This window comes from uncultured Shimia sp. (assembly GCF_947498095.1).
GTDB lineage: Bacteria > Pseudomonadota > Alphaproteobacteria > Rhodobacterales > Rhodobacteraceae > Shimia.
In genome coordinates this window covers 278,266-294,804 of record NZ_CANMJE010000002.1, presented here as the reverse complement: position 1 = coordinate 294,804, position 16,539 = coordinate 278,266, and the positions used below count along the sequence as shown (strand labels likewise).

Sequence of the window (16,539 nt, the reverse complement as noted above, 5' to 3'; positions counted from 1 at the left end):
CACGAAATAGACCCAATGTCCCAAAGCCTTCCTTCCGCATCCCAGCCGTCGCAACGGTTGCCCGTTTACCGGGCCGAACAGTTGCGCGTGACGGATGGGGCAAACCTTGGGGATACGCTGTCTTTCGCAGAAGAGCTGGTGCCCGATGATGTTTACGAACTGAATTATGACGCACCTTTGCAAAGCCTGTCCATTCAGGTGGGCGAAGCAGATATTTACCGGATCGCATCAGACAGCGCTCTGGGGGGCGCGAATGCAGCGCTTGTCGCAGACAGCGTTCTGACCGTTATGCCGCCCACGGGTGAAACCATTGAAATCCTTGTTCTGGTTGAGGTCGACGCAGACGGGCACATTACCGAGATTTATGCCGCCCCTCTCAGTCCATTGAGTGAAAAACTGCCCTATTCCCTTGTTGGCATTGATCGTGCCACAGCACGTATTCGCATGGCCCAAATGGCTTGCGTCAGCTTTACGCGTGGCACCCGCATCACGCTGGCAACCGGTGAACAATGCCCGGTCGAAAAGCTGCGCGCGGGTGATCGCGTTCTAACCCGCGATGATGGTGCTCAGGAAATTCGTTGGGTCGGTCATGTGACCATGCGCGCTACGGGCGAGTTTGCCCCCATCCATATCAAGGCTGGCACGCTGAACAACGCCGGTGATCTTCGCGTCAGCCCCGATCACCGTCTTTTCATCTATCAGCGTCACGATCATATTGGTGCCGGACGCTCTGAACTTTTGGTGCGGGCGCGTCACTTGGTGAACGGTGACACTGTGCGCATCGCCGAAGGTGGCTATGTCGACTATTTCCAGCTGTTGTTTGACACACACCAGATCATTTTTGCCGAAGGTATCTCGGCAGAAACGATGGAAGCAGATCACCGCACCCGCCCGGTTTTGCCTGAAGACTTGAAAGAGGCTTTGACCCAGAGTCAGACCGGTCACAACTCCGGTCCGCGCCATCAGGCTTATGAGGTCAACGAGACCTTGCTTGACCGGCCCGACGCGGTTGAGCTTTTGCGCCGCGCCTCGTCCAAGTAATCCACACCGATCACTGGTATTGCCCCCCTGCGCCCGCCCGATTATACGGCGCACATGTTAGACGTGAAACCGAACCGCCCCGACCTGCCGGCAGAGATCGCCCGCCGCCGCACTTTTGCGATCATCTCGCATCCGGATGCGGGCAAAACGACCCTGACGGAAAAGTTTCTCCTGTATGGTGGCGCCATCCAGATGGCCGGACAGGTGCGCGCCAAAGGTGAAGCACGCCGTACGCGGTCAGATTTTATGAAGATGGAACAAGACCGCGGTATTTCGGTTTCGGCCTCGGCTATGTCGTTCGATTTTGGCAAGTACCGGTTCAATCTTGTCGACACGCCCGGCCACTCGGACTTTTCCGAAGACACTTATCGCACGCTGACCGCTGTGGACGCGGCCGTGATGGTAATCGATGGGGCCAAAGGCGTGGAAAGCCAGACACAAAAGCTGTTTGAAGTCTGCCGCCTGCGCGACCTGCCGATCCTCACCTTCTGTAACAAGATGGACCGCGAAAGCCGCGACACTTTTGAGATTATCGACGAGATTCAGGAAAACCTCGCCATCGACGTGACACCTGCCTCCTGGCCTATCGGTGTGGGGCGCGAGTTCATGGGCTGTTATGACCTGCTGAATGATCGGTTGGAGCTAATGGACCGGTCTGACCGGAACGTCGTCGCTGAATCTGTCGAAATCAAAGGGCTGGATGATCCCAACCTGGCTAAGCATGTGCCTGAACACCTGTTAGAACAACTTCTTGAAGAGGTTGAGATGGCGCGTGAACTGCTTCCCAAGCTTGACCCGCAAGCGGTCCTAGAGGGCCATATGACCCCAATCTGGTTCGGCTCGGCGATCAACTCGTTTGGCGTTCAAGAGTTGATGACCGGAATTGGCGATTTTGGTCCCGAACCACAGGTGCAATCGGCAGAACCCCGCAAGATCGCGCCGGAAGAAACCAAGGTTGCCGGGTTCGTGTTTAAGGTTCAGGCCAACATGGACCCGAAACACCGCGACCGTGTTGCCTTTGTGCGCATGGCGTCCGGCCACTTCAAACGCGGCATGAAGCTGACCCATGTGCGCACCAAGAAGCCAATGGCAATTTCGAACCCCGTCCTGTTCCTCGCCTCGGACCGCGAACTGGCGGAAGAGGCCTGGGCTGGCGATATCATCGGCATTCCCAACCACGGCCAATTGCGTATCGGCGATACGCTGACCGAAGGCGAAGCAATCCGTGTGACTGGCATCCCGTCTTTTGCGCCGGAACTACTGCAGGGCATTCGTGCAGGCGACCCGCTCAAGGCCAAGCACCTTGAAAAGGCGTTGATGCAGTTTGCAGAAGAGGGTGCCGCCAAGGTTTTTAAACCGATGATTGGTTCGGGTTTTATTGTCGGTGTTGTCGGACAGTTGCAGTTCGAAGTCCTGGCCAGCCGGATTGAGCTGGAATACGGGCTGCCCGTAAGCTTTTCACAAAGCCAGTTCACCAGCGCGCGCTGGGTGAGCGGCGAGCGACAAGAAGTTGAAAAATTTGCAGATTCGAACAAGCAGCACATCAGCTATGACCATGATGGCGACGTGGTGTACCTTACCCGCCTGCAATGGGATATCGATCGGGTAGAACGCGATTATCCTGACGTCAAACTGACCGCCACCAAGGAAATGATGGCCTGACCCACTGGGCGATTGCACGGCGCAAACCTCCGTGCAATCATGCGGCATGTCGAGCGATCCACTGACCTATTCCGACGGCCTGATCGGGCTAAGCGAGCGCTACAATGTGCGCCGCAAACCCTTTGTCTTTTACAAAGAAGACCTGCCGCCTTTGGGCGTTGATCTTGAAGCCCTCAAGGCCCGTATCGTGCCAGACACTGCGACCGCCTGGAAGGAAGGCGAGCCGATGAAAGGCTCAAGCTGGGCCACCAAACGTCGTGCCATTGCCGAAGAATTCGTTGGCAACACGGAACTGGCCTATCTCAACGCCATGCTGATCGCCAACCTGCGCAAGAAAGACGGCCCCACTCAGGCGGCACCGCTGTTTCTGCGCCTGTGGCAAGAGCAACATGAGCACCTGATTGACGCGCTTGATATGCGCTGGAAAGTGTCCTCGATCATGACCTTTGCAGACCACGGCGCAACCGACGTTCAGCGACAGGTTGGTCAGGCATTGCGCATGCTGTTCGGCATGATGAAGCTTTATGAATTTGAGCGCCTTTACAGTGGCTTGGATCCCAAAGTTCCTTTTGAGCTTGCCAACCGTATCCGGGCTAATCTGCCGATGCAGATGGACAAGTTTGCCCTGAACAAGGGCGGGTTGGACGTCAATATCATCGCACCTGTGTGGGAGCTGGCCCTGACGGACATGGGCATCGCACCGCTTGCCAACCACCTGATGGAAGAGCTGAACGCCGATCCCGGCACAGTGTTTCGACGGATCAAACACATGCGCAAGGCGCGCATGAAGCTGAAAGGCCTGGCATGACCCGCTGGGGGATCGTTGCGACGATCAAGGCCCCTGCCCGCGAGGTGCTGAGTTTCGTGGCCTACCATCTGGATCTGGGCGCGGATCACCTGTTCATCTATCTCGACAACCACAATCCCCGCGCTGAGGCCGCACTTGCGGCCCACCCCCAAGTTACGGTCACACGCACAGACGGCGACTATTGGGCCGCCCGCGGTCGCCAAAAGCCCGCGAAACATCAGGTCCGCCAGACGGTCAATGCCACCCATACCTATGCCACTGTGACTGACCTTGACTGGTTGCTACACATCGACGTGGATGAGTTTCTCTGCCCCAATCGCCCTGTGCACGAAATGCTTGAGGATCTGGCCCCGGACGTGGTCTGCGCCCGTGTGCATCCCGCAGAGGCGCTAGCCACGGACGGCCAAGATGGTCTGGACCCGAGCGCGACCTATTGCAAAGGCTGGATGAGCAATGATGTCGATCGGCGCAGATTAGAGCAAGAGCTCTACCCGAGTTTCGGCAAGTACATGCGAGGCGGTTTTGTCAGCCATTTCATCGGGAAAATCTTTGTCCGCACGGGTTTAAGTCCGCTGATGTTCCGTATCCACCGCGGCACCATCGACGGCGAAGAAATCGCACCACAAGTGGCGCTTCACGGTATCGACCTCTGCCACATGCACATCACGGATTGGGCCAGCTGGCAAAAAGTCTTTGATTATCGTCTGGACAAGGGCTCTTACCGCAGTGACCTGAACCCCACGCGCGACGCCGGGTCGGGTGGCCTCTCGATGCACGACTTGTTTTCGTTCCTGATCGAGGATGGTGGCGAGGCCGCCCTTCGGCGCTTCTTTGACGAAGTCTGCCTGGCGCGTCCCGAGTTGCTCGAAAGCTTGCGGCAACATGATTTGCTGCGGGTTCTCCATCTTGATCTTGATGCCAAGCGCAAACGCATTTTCCCTGATTGGCGCAAGTAACGGGCAAATTCGCGCGTAAATCTCTCCCAAACCGGCCAAGTGTTGCCGGAAAAGGGACAATCCCCCATGAAATCCGGGCTTTGATTGACCCCCATGGGGTTTTTCGTTACACACCGCCCGTGGGTCGCAACTGCGGCAAACCGCGGGGCCGAACGGGCCCGACCCCACCATACGCTACGGGCCGGACGTGTCCGTAAACCACGGATACACATGACAAAATTTTCCGATTTGAACCTTAACCCAAAGGTGATGAAAGCCGTCACCGAAGCGGGTTATGAATCTCCGACCCCAATTCAGGCTGGGGCGATTCCCCCGGCACTTGAAGGCAAAGACGTTTTGGGTATCGCCCAGACCGGGACAGGCAAAACCGCCAGTTTCACCCTGCCGATGCTGTCGCTTCTGGCGCGTGGCCGCGCCCGCGCCCGCATGCCGCGCAGCCTTGTACTCTGCCCCACCCGCGAACTCGCGGCGCAAGTGGCTGAGAACTTTGACACCTATTCCAAACACCTCAAGCTGACCAAGGCGCTGTTGATCGGTGGCGTCAGCTTTAAGGAGCAGGATCTGCTGATCGACCGGGGCGTTGACGTTCTGATCGCTACACCGGGCCGTTTGCTGGACCATTTTGAGCGCGGCAAGCTGTTGCTGACCGGCGTTCAGATCATGGTGGTGGACGAAGCTGACCGGATGCTCGATATGGGCTTTATCCCCGACATCGAACGGATCTTCTCGCTCACACCCTTTACGCGCCAGACGCTGTTCTTCTCAGCAACGATGGCGCCTGAGATCGAGCGCATTACCAACACTTTCCTGTCGGCTCCGGCCCGCATCGAAGTGGCCCGCCAAGCGACCGCGTCCGAGACCATCGAACAGCAGGTTCTGATGTTCAAAGCCAGCCGTCGCGACCGCGAAGGCAGCGAAAAGCGCAAAGCACTGCGGGCGTTGATCGAAAACGAAGGCGATGCCTGCACCAACGCGATCATCTTCTGTAACCGCAAGACGGACGTGGATATCACCGCGAAATCGTTGAAGAAATACGGGTATGATGCGGCCCCAATCCACGGTGATCTGGACCAATCCCAGCGCACTAAGACGCTGGATTCATTCCGCAACGGCGAATTGCGCATTTTGGTTGCCTCAGACGTTGCCGCGCGCGGTCTGGATGTTCCAAGCGTCAGCCATGTGTTCAACTTTGACGTACCTGGCCATGCCGAAGACTATGTCCACCGCATTGGCCGCACCGGCCGCGCAGGTCGTGACGGCAAAGCCTTTACCATCTGCACGCCGCGTGACGAAAAGAACTTTGATGCGGTTGAAAAGCTGATCCAAAAGGAAATTCCACGGGTCGAGAATCCGGTGAAACCTTCGGAGCCCCGCAAATCGGACGAAGAAAAGCCGGAGAAGGCACCCGCCAAGGCCAAGCCGCGCAAAGCCAAAGAAGAGGTCGTGGAGCAGCCCGTTGAAGCCAAGACCGAAGCTAAACCGCGGCGCGAAGAGACCAAGCAGCCAAAATCAGGCGGTGGTCGTGGCCGGGGACGTTCCGATCGCGGACGCGGCGACAACAACAAGGTTGTCGGCATGGGCGATCATATGCCCAGCTTTATCGCGCTCAGCTTTGACGAGCGTCGCACCGGTTAAGAAACTATGAGGTCGGGCCTGCGGGCCCGTCCCTTGCGTCCGAAATTGAGTTTCGGCCGCCACTGCTCTAAGATAGCAGATGCAGGCATTGGTCTTTTCGGCCTGCAGCACTCCAGAAAACATGATTGGAAAACTATGCTGACACATCGTTTTAACGATGCTCTTGTCTTTGCGTGTGACTTACACCGAACGCAGCTCCGCAAGAGTCGAAACACACCGTACATCTCACATCTCTTGGCAGTCTCTGGCCTCGTCATGGAAAACGGAGGCGACGAAGATCTTGCCATCGCCGCCTTGTTGCACGACGCGGTCGAAGATCAGGGAGGAATGGATACTGAGGCGATCATTCGCAAGAAATTCGGGGGATATGTTGCTGATATCGTTCTGGAATGCAGCGATCAAGTCACGGGCAAAGATGAACCCTGGTGGCCGCGCAAACGGGCCTATCTGGCCTCTATCCCCAGCAAATCCCAGGGCGCTGTGATGGTGACCACCTGCGACAAGATCCACAATGCGTCCACCGTTCTGGTCGATCTCAAACATGAGGGCCTGAGCGTCTTTGACCGCTTCACCACCGGGCAAGAGGGCACCTTGTGGTATTATCGAAGCCTTGCCGACACGCTTTTGGATCACGCTCCGACCCGATTGGGTCGTCAGCTGGATGACGTCGTCAGTCAGATGGAAGCCAAAGTGGCATCAATCAATGAGGGCATCTGAACGTAACCCGGCGCGTTCCAGATGCACCGGTAAAACACGCCCATATAGCTGCTTGGTGCGTTCAGGGGCACCGACCATGTCGGGCTCTTCCACATAAGAAAAAATCGCCACATAGCGCCGTTTTGGCCCCATCAGCGGCGCAACACGGTGCAGCGAATAGCGACCACGGAACAATTGCAGATCACCGGGTTCCAGATGCAGCACCGTCACCTTGTCTGACGTACCATCCAGAACTTTGCGAACCTCGGCGAAATTCTCATCGTCTTTGCGGATGCCTGCTGCATATTCAAACGCCCCACCCTCTTCCGCATTTTGAATGGCCAGCGTGACGGTGTAATTGTTGGTGTCAAAATGCCAGGGAAAGCCGTTGCCCTCTTCGGCCATGTTAACAATCACATCCGCCAATGGGTCGGCATAGCGATAGAACTGGTCTTCTTGCAGGCACGCGCGAATGAATTCATCGAACCCTGCACTGTCATGGATACGGCGCAATGGACCGTCGCGTTCAAAACAATCGGCTGCAATAAAAGTATTTGAGCGGTCATAAAACTGCCGCCGCGGATCGTCCCCGGGCAAAGTCGGGTCATCCGAGGTAAAGTAAGGGTTGGTTTTGCTGAAACTGCGATGGCCACGATCGGCCACGGCGTCGGCCTCGTCCGTTAAGCGGGCAATCGCCTCAGGACGCAGAAACCCTTTGAGGACAGCACAGCCATCCCGGGCCAGGTCCGCCTGAACCTGCGTCAACAGGGCATCACGGGCCGGGCCATCAAGGTGGATTGGATAGCGATCAAGATCAATCAGATCGTTGGCGATATGAGACATGACTTCCTCCCTCGTCATGCCTCATCCACGCGCGTTTCAGATCGCGTTTCTATCGTGTTTTCGTCAACTTGCGCGTCGCAAACAGGCCTTAGCTTAGTCTACTCACAATCACGGTCACCTCGGGCTTGCGCCCGATTTCATCCAAACAGGTGTTGCGTGCAATGCGACGGAGTTCCATTTCCAACTTGTCGTCGTCACCCAACGTCTTTTCCGATGCGCGCCCCAGAAACTGCGAGAGGTCTGCTTCCAGAACATCAATCACAGGGGCATTGCTGCGACCTTGCTCAGACAGCCCTTTGATCTCGCACCAGGCTTCGCCCAGCGGTTCGTCGTCATCATCAAGGATCACGGTGACCACGACATGGCCATTTAACGCCATGCGAATACGGTCGCGTACAACCCCGTCCATCGCACCGATGTGTACCGATCCATCCAGATAGGTGCGTCCGGTTTCTACAAAACCGCACACCATCGGGGCATCCCCGGTCAGGTCAACCATGGTGCCGTTCACCGCCACCAAAGACCCACGTCCACGCGCAAGGCTAAGTTTGGCGTGTTCCCGCAAATGGCGATGTTCGCCGTGGTTGGGAATGACCATTTGGGGCTGAACGATGTCCTGCAGACGTTCAAGATCCGGGCGATTGGCGTGGCCTGACACGTGGTAGGCGCCCGAGTTGTCATCCACGACATCCACACCCATTTCCGAGAACTGATTGACGATGCGGATCACGCCCCGCTCGTTGCCCGGAATGGTCTTTGATGAAAACAGAAACAGGTCGCCCTCTTTCAACTCGATCCCATTATACTTACCGCGCGCCAGTTGAGCACTGGCGGCCCGGCGCTCGCCCTGCGAGCCGGTCACCAGTAGCATCAGGTTTTCACGCGGAATGGCACGGGCATCTTCCGGGCTGACCACCTTGGGAAAGCTTGTCAGCACGCCAGTCTGGATCGAGGCTTCGATCATCCGGCGCATGGCACGTCCCATCAGGCAGATTGATCTCCCGGCCCGCTCCCCGGCCTCGGCAAGGGTTTTCACCCGCGCTACGTTGGACGCAAAAGTTGTGGCGACCACCATGTTCGGCGCGTCTGATACAAGTTTCTCAATCTCTGGGCCGACACTGGATTCAGACCGCCCGGCATGGGGTGAAAACACGTTGGTGGAATCGCAGATCAACGCTTTGACGCCGCCCTTGGACACGCTGGCCCAAAGCTCCGGATCAAAAGGTTCCCCCACAACCGGTGTTTCATCCAGTTTAAAGTCGCCAGAGTGGATCACCCGCCCGGCAGGCGTATCAATCACAAGGGCAGCGCTTTCAGGGATCGAGTGGCTGACCGGCAGGAACCCGACGGAGAACGGTCCGGCCTTGGTCACTTCGGGCCATGCGCTCACCGTCTGAATACCCTCTTCGGGCTGACCACGATCCGCCATCTTATGGCGGGCCAGGTTTGCGGTAAAGGCACGCGCATAGACCGGTACACCCAGACGATCCCAATAGTGGCCGACCGCGCCCACGTGGTCCTCATGACCATGCGTGATGAACACAGCTTCCAGCCGGTGCTTGTTTTCAGCCAGCCAGGTGATGTCAGGAAAAATCAGATCGACGCCGGGGCTGGTGTCCATATCCGAGAATGTCACGCCCAGATCGACAAGAATCAGACGCTCCTGATCCTCGGGGCCATAGCCATAAACATAGGCATTCATGCCAATTTCACCGGCCCCACCAAGGGGAAGATAGATCAGACGATCACTGCTCAATTGCCGTGTTCCTTATTATATTTGTGGATCACGGTCAGGCCGTGCATGGTCAGGTCTTCTTCGAATGTGTCAAACAGCTGTACGGATTGCTGAAACAACGGGGCCAACCCACCGGTCGCAATCACTTTCATTGGGCGCTCGCGCTCGGCCTTGATGCGGTCACAGATCTCACGCACAAGGCCAACATAGCCCCAGAACACCCCCGATTGGATACAGGCGACGGTGTTGGTTCCAATCACAGATTGGGGCTTGGCAATATCGACATGCGGCAGGGCCGCTGCCGCGTTGTGCAAAGCTTCAAGGCTCAGGTTCACACCGGGCGCGATCACGCCACCAATATAGGCGCCATCCTTGGCCACAACGTCAAAGGTTGTCGCGGTACCAAAATCCACAACAATCAGATCGCCACCGTGACGGTTATAGGCGCCTGCAGCGTTGACCAACCGGTCGGGACCGACACTCGTGCCTTCATCGACCCGCGCCTCAACCGGCAACAGGCATTCCGGCTTGCCCACCACATAAGGGCGACAGCCAAAGAAACGATCCGCAAAAACCCGCAGGTTAAACACCACCCGCGGCACCGTTGACGAGATAATGACCTCGGTGATGTCCAGATCAATCTCGTAGTGTTTGATCAGGGTCGAGAACCAGGTGAAATACGCATCCGCCGTACGGCTGTGATGCGTTGACGTGCGCAGGGTGCACAGGAATGTCTCGCCATCCCAGATGGAAAAGACGGTGTTGGTATTGCCGCAATCAATGGCCAGAAGCATCGCTAAGCCCCTTGTCCGTGGTTAAAAGAACACCTCTGCAGCCGGAATGGCGACAGATCCCCCATGAGTTTCCCCTGAGGTCTTCAACACCAGATTGCCTGCCAAGTCCACCGTTTCAAAGATGCCCACGGTTTCGTCACGTGACGTTCTGGCGGTGATCACCTCGCCCAGTTTCGCCGCACGCGCCAGCCAGGCTTCGCGGATCGGCGCAAACCCATAGGTGGTGAACTGTGTCTCATAGCGGGCATAGGCAGCGGCCAGAAGGGTCAGAAAATCTTCGGCGTCAATGTTCACGCCGGTTTCCGACAGCAAAGACACAGGCGCCACCGCGCGGGCCTCTAGCTGACCAGGGTCTGGCGCATGCTTCAGATTGACGCCAATGCCAATCGCAAGATGGCTGGCTTTGCCACCGGCGAACCCTGCACTTTCCAGCAGGATGCCTGCCACCTTGGCACCGTTTAACAACACATCATTCGGCCATTTGAGGGACAAGGCCTCGGCTCGCACACCGGCACCTACAAAGGCATCAAAAAGCGAGAGCGCGGCCACAAAAGACCGCAGCGCCACAACCTCGGGGCCCTCTTTGGGCTGCAGCACCAGAGTGCCCGCAAAATTTCCAGTCGGGTCCGACCACGGCCGCCCGCGTCGCCCGCGCCCCTTGGTTTGGCGCAGGCCCAATATCCACTCTGGCCCGCTCAGCCCCGGCGCAATACGCGCGGCTTCAGAGTTGGTGCTGTCCACCTCTGCCAATACCCGCCTGCCATATCCCACTGGCCAATCCGTCATGTCCAACTCTTCGTATTGCCCAAAATACTCTCGCCGAAGGCATATCCAAAAACAGCGACGCGCCCCATAGGGCGCGTCTCAATTTCCCAACAGCCAGTTTGCTGCTTACTTGACCAGCGTTGCCGCCGCCGCTTGCGCGATGCCTTCGATGCCAAACAGGTTCACAACCCCGATCAGCATGATCGCAGCTGAGCCCATCAACAGACCGTAAAGCACCGGCGATTTGCCATTGTCCAGCGCATCACCCTCTTCACCAAAATACATGTAGTAAACAATGCGCAGGTAATAGAAGGCACCAATCACCGAGGCGATCACACCCAGCACCGCGAGCCATGCCAGACCCGCATCATAAGCCGCGCGCAGCACGTAGAACTTGCCGAAGAACCCGACCAGCGGAGGCACGCCCGCGAGCGAGAACAACAGGATCAGCATCGCCATCGCCTTGCCCGAATTGGTGCGCGAATACATGTTCAGCGACCGAATATCGGTGACCGGCTGACCGTCTTTTTCCATCGAGAGGATAAAGGCAAAGGTGCCGATGTTCATGGTCACATAGATCGCCATGTAGATCAGCAAGGCCTGCACACCAAAGGCTGTACCAGCCGCCAAGCCCATCAGGGCATAGCCCATATGAGCGATCGACGAATATGCCATCAGACGTTTGATGTCGGTCTGACCGATCGCCGCCACGGCGCCAAGGAACATCGACAACACGCTCAGCAACGCGATGATTTGCTGCCAGTCGCCAACCACACCGCCAAAGGCGTCATGCAGCACACGGGCAAACAACGCCATCGCGGCCACTTTGGGTGCGGTCGCAAAGAAGGCGGTGATCGGGGTCGGAGCCCCCTGGTAGACGTCAGGCGTCCACATGTGGAACGGAACGGCCGAGACTTTGAACGCCAGACCACAGGCGATGAACGTCAGACCGAACAGCAGCCCCAACGAAACGTGGCCGTCGCCCGCCGCCTCGATGATGCCCGCAAACCCGGTGGTACCGGCAAAGCCGTAGACCAGCGACGAGCCATAAAGCAACAGACCCGACGACAAGGCGCCCAGCACAAAATACTTCATACCGGCTTCGGCAGATTTCGCGCTGTCACGGCGCATCGAAGCAATCACGTAAAGCGACAGGGATTGCAGTTCCAGCCCCATATAAAGCGCCATCAAATCGCCAGCCGAAACCATGACCATCATGCCGACAACCGACAATGTCACCAGCACCGGATATTCGAACCGCAACATGCCGCGGCGGCTCATATAGTCTTGGCCCATGATCAGCACTGCGGCTGCGGACAACAGGATCGTGACCTTGGCAAAACGCGCAAAACCGTCATCGTTGAACATGCCGTCAAAGGCGGCACGTTCGCCCTCGCCTGATAGTCCGATCCATGCGGCTACGATCACAAAGATCACAGCGGTCGCCCAGACCAGTTTGCCCGCGATTTTGTCTTTGCTGGTGTAAACCGCTCCAATCAGCGCCACCATCGCATAACAGGCCAGCAGGATCTCTGGCAGAATGATATTCAGATCAGCCTGGATCATTTTCTCAAGCTCTCCTTAATGCGACGCCATTGCCGCGTCCCCAATCGGGGACTGCGCCAATGCGGTTTCATAATTGTGGATCAGCGCCTCGACAGAGGGGCCAATGATATCGGTGATCAGCGGCGGGTAGACACCCAGGATCAGGGTCATGGCCACCAGCGGCGCAAAGATCCAGCGCTCGCGTGGTGTCATATCGCTGATTGTGCGCAGGCTCTCTTTGATGAGATCGCCAAAGACCACGCGGCGGTACAACCACAGCGCATAACCCGCTGAGAAGATCACACCAGAGGCCGCAAAGAGCGCGATCCATGTGTTGACCTGGAAGACCCCCATGATGGTCAGGAATTCACCGACAAAGCCCGAGGTGCCGGGCAGACCGACGTTGGCCATGGTGAAGAACATGAAGATCAGCGCATAGGCCGGCATGCGGTTCACAAGTCCACCGTACGCGTCAATTTCACGGGTGTGCATGCGGTCATAGATCACGCCCACACAGAGGAACAACGCACCCGAGATAAAGCCGTGGCTCAACATCTGGAAGATGGCGCCATCAATACCCTGCTGGTTGGCAGCAAAGATGCCCATGGTGACATAGCCCATGTGCGCGACGGATGAGTAAGCGATCAGCTTCTTCATGTCTTCCTGCACCAGCGCGACCAGTGACGTGTAGACCACGGCGATCACCGAGAGCCACAGGATAAAGTCCGTCAGCACCGCTGAGCCCACCGGGAACATCGGCAGTGAGAACCGCAAGAAACCATAGCCACCCATTTTCAACAGGATCGCGGCCAGAACGACCGAGCCTGCGGTTGGCGCCTGAACGTGCGCGTCCGGCAACCAGGTATGCACCGGCCACATCGGCATCTTCACCGCGAAAGAGGCAAAGAACGCTAGGAACATGATCGTCTGCATGCCGCCTACAATGTGGATGCCCAGAACCGAGAAACTCTCAGAGGCAAACTCGTGGTTCATCAGCATTGGAATGTCGGTGGTTCCCGCTTCGGCAAACATCGCGACCATCGCGACCAGCATCAGCACCGAGCCGAGGAAGGTATAGAGGAAGAACTTGAAGCTCGCGTAGATACGGTCTTTGCCGCCCCAGATACCGATGATCAGGAACATCGGGATCAGGCCCGCTTCGAAGAACAGGTAGAAGAGCACCAGGTCCAGCGCCATGAAGACGCCCAGCATCAAGGTTTCCAACAAGAGGAAAGCAATCATGTATTCTTTGACGCGATGCGTGACATTCCACGAGGCCGCAATCACCAGTGGCATCATGAAGGTGGTGAGCATGACGAACAGAACCGAAATCCCGTCCACGCCCAGTTTGTATTTCAGACCCATCAGCCATTCGCGTTCTTCCACGAACTGAAAGCCGGTATTCGAGGGATCAAACTCGAACAGGATAGCCAGCGACACGAGGAAGGTGATGACGGTCGCCACCATCGCAACCCATTTGGCATTCCGCTGGGCTGCCGCCTCTTCCCCGCGCAGGAAGATCGCAAGGATCGCCGCTGCCAGCGCCGGGATGAATGTGACAAGGGAGAGCAAGCTGTCGTTCATTAGTGCGCTCCTCCGCTGAGCGTCATCCAGGTGATTAGAACGGCAAGGCCGATCACCATGGCAAAGGCATAGGTAAAGATGTAACCGGACTGCGCGCGGCCCGCGAGGCGGGTGAACCAAGGCACGATGCCCATCGCCACGCCATTGAGGAAGCCGTCGATAACATTGCCATCGCCCTTCTTCCACAAGAAGCGTCCAAGCGCCTTGGCTGGGTTCACGAAGACATAGTCATAGATCTCGTCAAAGTACCATTTGTTCAACAGGAACAGGTACAATGGCCGCTGGCTTTCGGCGACTTTCGCCGGGAAGGCCGGGTTGACGATGTAGAAGTAGAACGCTGTCACAAAGCCCAGGAGCATCGCAATAAAGGGCGAAACCTTGACCCAAGTCGGGGCGTGGTGCGCGTCATCCATCACGTGATTGTCCGGGTGCATGAAGATAGCGCCTTGCGGGGCCTCACCGTGATGCACTGCGGCCATAACCTTGTGGTCAGGATCATCATGCATTTCGCCGTGATCGTCGCCATGTCCGTCTTCGGCGTGGGCGGTCTCTTCGGCGTGGCCAGTGTCAGCGGCCGCATGATCTGTCTCATCAGCGTGATCGTCGCCATGCACGGTTTCTTCGTGATGCGCCGGGATGCCAAAGAACTTGTTGACCGTGTTGTGGTCACCAAAGAACGAGCCGTACCAGATCATACCGGCAAAGATCGATCCCAACGCCAGAACGCCAAGCGGCACCAGCATTACGGTCGGGCTCTCATGAGCATGCTCGTGGGTGTGTTTGTCGCCACGTGCTTCACCATAGAAGGTCAGGAACATCAGGCGCCACGAGTAGAACGAGGTGAACAGCGCGGCAATCACCAGCATCCAGAAGGCATAGCCGCCTTGTGTGCCTGCCCATGCGCTTTCAATGACCGCATCCTTGGACAGGAAGCCAGCAAAGCCGATATGGGTCAACGGGATACCGACACCGGTGATGGCCAGCGTGCCGATCATCATCGCCCAGAAGGTATAGGGCAGCTTCTTGCGCAACCCGCCATAGTTCCGCATGTCCTGTTCGTGATGCATGCCGTGGATCACAGAGCCCGCGCCCAGGAACAACATCGCTTTAAAGAAGGCGTGGGTGAACAGGTGGAACATGGCCACCGAATAGACGCCGACGCCAGCCGCTACGAACATATAGCCCAGCTGAGACATGGTCGAATAAGCGATCACGCGTTTGATGTCGTTTTGCACAAGACCGATGGTGGCCGCGACAAAGGCGGTTGTGGCGCCCAGCACGGTGACAAAGGTCATGGCTTCGGGGGCGTATTCCATCAGCGGCGACATGCGGCAAACCAGGAATACACCCGCGGTCACCATGGTCGCGGCGTGGATCAGCGCCGACACCGGGGTCGGGCCTTCCATCGCGTCCGGCAACCAAGTGTGCAGGAACAACTGCGCCGATTTCCCCATCGCGCCAACGAACAACAAGAAGGCCAGGAGGTTGGCCGCATTCCAGTCGGTCCAGAGGAACGTGACGTTGGTTTCAGCCAGTGCAGGCGCTGCTGCAAAGATGTCGTCAAACTTGATCGAGTCGGTCAGGAAAAACAGACCAGCGATACCCAAGGCAAAACCAAAGTCGCCCACACGGTTGACCACAAACGCCTTGATCGCAGCAGCATTGGCACTTGGTTTCTTGTAATAAAAGCCGATCAACAGGTACGAGGCAACGCCCACACCTTCCCAGCCAAAGAACATCTGGATCAGGTTGTCCGAGGTGACCAGCATCAACATCGAGAAGGTAAAGAACGACAGGTACGCAAAGAAGCGCGCCTTGTAATGCTCGCCTTCTTTCCAGTTCTCGTCATGGGCCATGTAGCCAAAGGAATAGAGGTGCACCAGCGCCGAAACCGTGGTCACAACGATCAGCATGATTGCAGTCAGCCGGTCCAGACGAATGGCCCAAGCCGAGTCCAGCGTGCCCGATTGGATCCAGTCCAGAATATGGATGTATTGGGTCTGACCGTCATGGGTGAGGAACACGACCCAAGACAAGAGACAGGCCAGGAACAACAGGCCCGTCGTGACCCATTGCGCGCCCTTCTCGCCGATAAAACGCCAGCCAAAGCCGCCAATAAGGCTACCGATCAGCGGAGCGAACAGGATGATCTTTTCCATCTGTCTTAGCCTTTCATCACGTTGACATCTTCCACCGCGATGGTGCCGCGGTTGCGGAAGAAGGAGACAATGATCGCCAGCCCAATCGCAGCCTCAGCCGCGGCAACGGTCAGGATGAACAGGGTGAACACCTGCCCAACCAGATCGCCTGCGTAGCTTGAGAACGCCACCAGGTTGATGTTGACGGAAAGCAGCATCAGTTCGATCGACATCAACAGGATGATGACGTTCTTCCGGTTCAGGAAGAGGCCAAAAATCCCGATGACGAAGAGAACCGCCGCCACGGTAAGATAATGTTCAAGTCCGATCATTTTGT

Annotated in this window: 14 protein-coding genes; 6 read left to right on the top strand and 8 right to left on the bottom strand. The window is 57.2% G+C overall.

The window, feature by feature from the left end:
• Window positions 1-15 precede the first annotated feature (15 nt).
• From Q0932_RS04625 to Q0932_RS04600, 6 genes are all read left to right on the top strand, one after another.
• Window positions 16-1,041, top strand: a complete 1,026-nt coding sequence (locus Q0932_RS04625; RefSeq protein ID WP_299350101.1) for a Hint domain-containing protein — start codon at window positions 16-18, stop codon at window positions 1,039-1,041.
• A gap of 54 nt (window positions 1,042-1,095) precedes the next feature.
• A complete protein-coding gene (locus tag Q0932_RS04620) occupies window positions 1,096-2,703 on the top strand; it encodes a peptide chain release factor 3 (protein WP_299350099.1) in 1,608 nt (535 codons plus the stop codon).
• Between the two features lie 46 nt (window positions 2,704-2,749).
• Window positions 2,750-3,511: a hypothetical protein gene (locus tag Q0932_RS04615; protein ID WP_299350098.1), complete on the top strand. Its 762-nt coding sequence runs from the start codon at window positions 2,750-2,752 to the stop codon at window positions 3,509-3,511.
• Window positions 3,508-4,467: a glycosyltransferase family 2 protein gene (locus Q0932_RS04610; RefSeq protein ID WP_299350096.1), complete on the top strand. Its 960-nt coding sequence runs from the start codon at window positions 3,508-3,510 to the stop codon at window positions 4,465-4,467. Before Q0932_RS04615 ends, Q0932_RS04610 begins: the two co-directional genes overlap by 4 nt.
• 210 nt (window positions 4,468-4,677) lie before the next feature.
• The gene (locus Q0932_RS04605; protein ID WP_299350094.1) at window positions 4,678-6,102 is read left to right on the top strand and encodes a DEAD/DEAH box helicase; all 1,425 of its coding nucleotides are present in this window, start codon (window positions 4,678-4,680) and stop codon (window positions 6,100-6,102) included.
• A gap of 6 nt (window positions 6,103-6,108) precedes the next feature.
• Window positions 6,109-6,819, top strand: coding sequence for an HD domain-containing protein (locus tag Q0932_RS04600; RefSeq protein WP_366141382.1), 711 nt, complete (start codon window positions 6,109-6,111; stop codon window positions 6,817-6,819).
• On the opposite strand, the gene Q0932_RS04595 is transcribed toward Q0932_RS04600, so the two are convergent.
• From Q0932_RS04595 to nuoK, 8 genes are all read right to left on the bottom strand, one after another.
• Entirely contained in the window at window positions 6,799-7,641 is an 843-nt protein-coding gene (locus Q0932_RS04595; protein WP_299350090.1) for a phytanoyl-CoA dioxygenase family protein, read from the bottom strand. The two genes, Q0932_RS04600 and Q0932_RS04595, sit on opposite strands and share 21 nt — an antisense overlap.
• An 88-nt stretch (window positions 7,642-7,729) precedes the next feature.
• Window positions 7,730-9,397 carry a ribonuclease J gene (locus Q0932_RS04590; protein ID WP_299350088.1) on the bottom strand — a complete coding sequence of 556 codons (1,668 nt, stop codon included), beginning with the start codon at window positions 9,395-9,397 and terminating at the stop codon, window positions 7,730-7,732.
• Window positions 9,394-10,170, bottom strand: a complete 777-nt coding sequence (locus Q0932_RS04585) for a type III pantothenate kinase (RefSeq protein ID WP_299350086.1) — start codon at window positions 10,168-10,170, stop codon at window positions 9,394-9,396. The genes Q0932_RS04590 and Q0932_RS04585 overlap by 4 nt, the downstream gene beginning before the upstream one ends.
• Window positions 10,171-10,191: 21 nt before the next feature.
• Window positions 10,192-10,956, bottom strand: coding sequence for a biotin--[acetyl-CoA-carboxylase] ligase (locus Q0932_RS04580; protein ID WP_299350084.1), 765 nt, complete (start codon window positions 10,954-10,956; stop codon window positions 10,192-10,194).
• A 105-nt stretch (window positions 10,957-11,061) separates the two neighbouring features.
• Entirely contained in the window at window positions 11,062-12,501 is a 1,440-nt protein-coding gene (nuoN, locus tag Q0932_RS04575) for an NADH-quinone oxidoreductase subunit NuoN (RefSeq protein ID WP_299350082.1), read from the bottom strand.
• Between the two features lie 15 nt (window positions 12,502-12,516).
• Window positions 12,517-14,064 carry an NADH-quinone oxidoreductase subunit M gene (locus Q0932_RS04570; RefSeq protein ID WP_299350080.1) on the bottom strand — a complete coding sequence of 516 codons (1,548 nt, stop codon included), beginning with the start codon at window positions 14,062-14,064 and terminating at the stop codon, window positions 12,517-12,519.
• Window positions 14,064-16,223, bottom strand: a complete 2,160-nt coding sequence (nuoL, locus tag Q0932_RS04565; RefSeq protein WP_299350078.1) for an NADH-quinone oxidoreductase subunit L — start codon at window positions 16,221-16,223, stop codon at window positions 14,064-14,066. The genes Q0932_RS04570 and nuoL overlap by 1 nt, the downstream gene beginning before the upstream one ends.
• Before the next feature lie 5 nt (window positions 16,224-16,228).
• Window positions 16,229-16,534, bottom strand: a complete 306-nt coding sequence (gene nuoK, locus Q0932_RS04560) for an NADH-quinone oxidoreductase subunit NuoK (RefSeq protein WP_299350077.1) — start codon at window positions 16,532-16,534, stop codon at window positions 16,229-16,231.
• Window positions 16,535-16,539 lie beyond the last annotated feature (5 nt).